Source organism: Streptomyces sp. NPDC056169 (genome assembly GCF_042268445.1).
Classification (GTDB): Bacteria; Actinomycetota; Actinomycetes; order Streptomycetales; family Streptomycetaceae; genus Streptomyces.
The window spans coordinates 278411-281663 of record NZ_JBHJUO010000009.1; the positions used below are offsets into that span (position 1 = coordinate 278411).

2 protein-coding genes are annotated in these 3253 nt (G+C 69.5%); both read left to right on the plus strand.

The annotated features are described in order from the left end of the window. Window positions 1-327: 327 nt before the first annotated feature. Window positions 328-660, plus strand: a complete 333-nt coding sequence (locus ACFC0G_RS17130) for a DUF5132 domain-containing protein (RefSeq protein WP_267042172.1) — start codon at window positions 328-330, stop codon at window positions 658-660. Window positions 661-891: 231 nt separating this feature from the next. Further along, complete coding sequence (locus ACFC0G_RS17135; RefSeq protein WP_376403848.1) at window positions 892-3150, plus strand: ATP-binding cassette domain-containing protein; 2259 nt, start codon at window positions 892-894, stop codon at window positions 3148-3150. Window positions 3151-3253: the final 103 nt, after the last annotated feature.

The window sequence follows — 3253 nt, forward strand, 5'->3', positions numbered from 1 at the left end:
TACCCGGAAATAATGTGGCCAATCTAGGGATACGTAATCAAGCCATCGCGTGAACTCATGTACGAACATGCGGGAATTCAGGTCGCACAGGATGGTCTTGAACACTCACAAGAGTGAACCCAGAGGCATCCATTTGGCCCAGGCGGGCATGGTTCCACTACGGTGATCACGGGATCGGACGGCGCGTTCCGATTTCCGGGAACCCGCTTCGTTAGGTGAATCCCGGATTTCGCGATGGAATGCTTTCACCCACCCGGCTGTGCGCTGCTCCGGTGGTCGCCGTACCCGGGTTCCCTGCCATACGTATCGTGGAGAGGATGGAGCATCATGCTGCCGCCCCTAGTCCCGCCCTTCCTGGTCGGCCTCATCGTCGCGCCGCTGGCCAAACGCCTGCTCAAGCCAGTGGTGAGTGGAGTCGTCAGGGCATCCGTCGGCATCGCGATGGAGGTGAAGAAGGCGGCGGAGGAGGCCGGCGAGAACATTCATGACCTCGCGGCCGAAGTGGCCGCCGATGTGATGGCCGCCCAAATCGCCGCCGGGGAAACCGGAGGACCTTCCGGTGACGGCCAGCGCGCCAATGGGCACGAAACCAAGGGGGAAGCAAGGACCCCCAAGATTCGCACGCCGTCCACCGGTAGCGCCGCCGGAAAGGCGCACTGACGACCCGTAGGAACTCACGGCCGCCGCCAGGCGCGTATGCCGATCGACATTCGGCGGAATGCGCCCGGGCGGCGGCCGTTCGCAGGCCGTTCGGCCGCAGAGATTTGCCGCCTAGAATTTCCCGCTCCGTCGCCGTAATTCCGTCGTGTCCGTGACGGATTCCGCGACCTCCGCAAACAGGTGATCGTACACATGCCATCGCTACTGGGTGCCGCATCCGGATTCCGCTCCGTGGAATTGGGTGCAAGCCCACGCTCGGTCACACCGGGCCGCCAGCGCTGGGACATCAAGCTGATTCTCGGACGACCCCGGACGGCCGAGGTCCTCGCCGCCACGCTGCGCCGCATTCCCGGGATCACCGAGGCCCAGGCCAACCCGGTCACCGGCGGGATGCTCATCCGGCATGACATGCGGCTGCGCGCCACGGACATCGGCCGGATCGTCAGCAGAGCCGTCGCCCGGGTTGCGGAGGAACCGACCGGGGCGGGGCGTCCGGCACCCGCCCACCCCGCCCCCGCGCAGGCCCCGCGGGCGGGCAGCGGCGTGGTCGTACGCCCGGTACTCGCCGTCGGTGGCGGGGTCGCGGCCGGGGTCGCGCTGGTCAAGGGGTCGGCGCTGAGCAGGCAGGTCGTGGCCGTGGCCGGCGTCGCCGCCGCGACCGCGGTCGTCCTCCGGAAGGCGTGGCGCGGAACGGTCGACACGTCCCGGGTCGCGGCCGGGCCCGGTGCCGAACGCCACGCCTTGGTGGAGATCGTCGGTCCGCACCGACGCCGCCTCTACCGCGCCGCCGCCCTGTCCGTCGCCTGCCAGGCCGCGGAGATGGCGCTCGGCACCTTCCTCGGATGGACCGGCCTGGTCCTCATCAAGGGTGAGGCAGCTCCGCTGGTCAGCCTCGGCCTGACCACGGCCTCCGCTCAACTGTGGGGCCTGGCCGGGCTGGTGGCCGCCGCCTGTGCCGCGGTGGCGGGCCTTTCCTACGCCTCGACCCTCCAGTGGCGCCGGCTGGGCCAGGACATCGAACACGACTGGCGGGGCCGCACGTACCGACACGTCCAGCACCTCGAACTGGGGCACCTGGAGGGCGAGCGGACCAGCCGGGTGGCCGGCGCGCTCACCAACGACGTCGGCCAGCTGGGCGCCTTCTTCGCCGGCCCGGCCAACGACGTGCTGCAACTCGTCACCAGCCTGGCCCTCCTGGTGCCGGCGTTCCTCCTGCTGGCACCGCAGATCGCCTGGATCGCGTTCCTGCCGATCCCGGTCATCGCCTGGCTGTCGCTGCAGCACCAGGAGAAGGCCGCGGCGGAGTACGCCGTCACCGGCGAGTCCCGGGCCAGGCTGGGCAGCCAGGTGATCAACTCGCTGGAAGCCGGTGCGACCGTCAAGAGCTTCTGCACCGAGGGCTACGAGGCCGAACGCGTCGACGAGCTGAGCGAGGCGGTCCAGGAGAGCAGCCGGCAGACCGACCGGAGCACGAGCCGCCACGCCGAGACCATCCGGTCCTGCACCACCGCGTCGATGGCAGGCACCCTGCTGATCGGCGGTCGTTCGGTGCTCAACGGCACCCTGCGCTTCGAGGTGTTCAGCCCGCTGATCGGGTTGCCTCAGATGCTGCTGATGCGGATGAGCCGACTCGGCGGCATCGCCGACCAGTACCAGCGCACCCTCGCCTCCTACGACCGGGTCCAGCGGCTCCGCGCCCTGCCCGTCGAGGCCGACGGCGGCGACGGGACGCTCGACCTCGCCGAGGTGCAGGGCGAGATCGTCCTCGACCGGGTCACCTTCGCCTACCCCGGCCGATCGACGGCACTGAAGGATCTCTCGCTGACCGTCCCGGCCGGGCAGGTGACCGCCCTGGTGGGCGCCACCGGCTCCGGCAAGACGACGATCGCCAGACTGCTGATGCGATTCCAGGACGCCCAGTCCGGAAGGGTGCTGATCGACGGACAAGACATCCGGGGCCTGCGACGACACAGCTTGCGCCACGCCATCGGCTTCGTCGCCCAGGACCCGTTCCTCTTCGACGGCAGCATCGCCGACAACATCCGCTACGGCAGCTTCGACGCCTCGGACGAGGCAGTACTCCGGGCCGCCGCCATGGCCGAGGCGCACAGCTTCATCGCGACGCTGCCGGACGGCTACGACACCCTGATCGGTGAACGCGGTGCCGCGCTCTCCGGCGGCCAGCGGCAGCGGATCGCCCTGGCCCGGGCGATCCTCAAGGACTCTCCGGTCGTGATTCTCGACGAGGCCACCTCCGCGGTGGACAACGAGACCGAGGCCGCCATCCAGCGCACACTGCGCGGCTTCGCGGCCGACCGCACGATGGTCGTCATCGCCCACCGCCTCTCCACGGTCCGCCACGCGGACCGCATCTACGTCATGGACAAGGGCGGCATCGTCGCCGAACAGGGCACCCACAACGAACTCCTGGCCCAGCACGGACTCTACGCATCTCTCTGGCAGCTCCAGGCCGGCGAACTCGCCGTCTGACCGCAGAAAGCCGTTCCGCCCGCCGATCGCGTGACACCACCGCGGTCGGCGCGGCCCGGCACGCCCTGCGCGCATGCCCGCCCATACTTCTGGAGGTACCCCC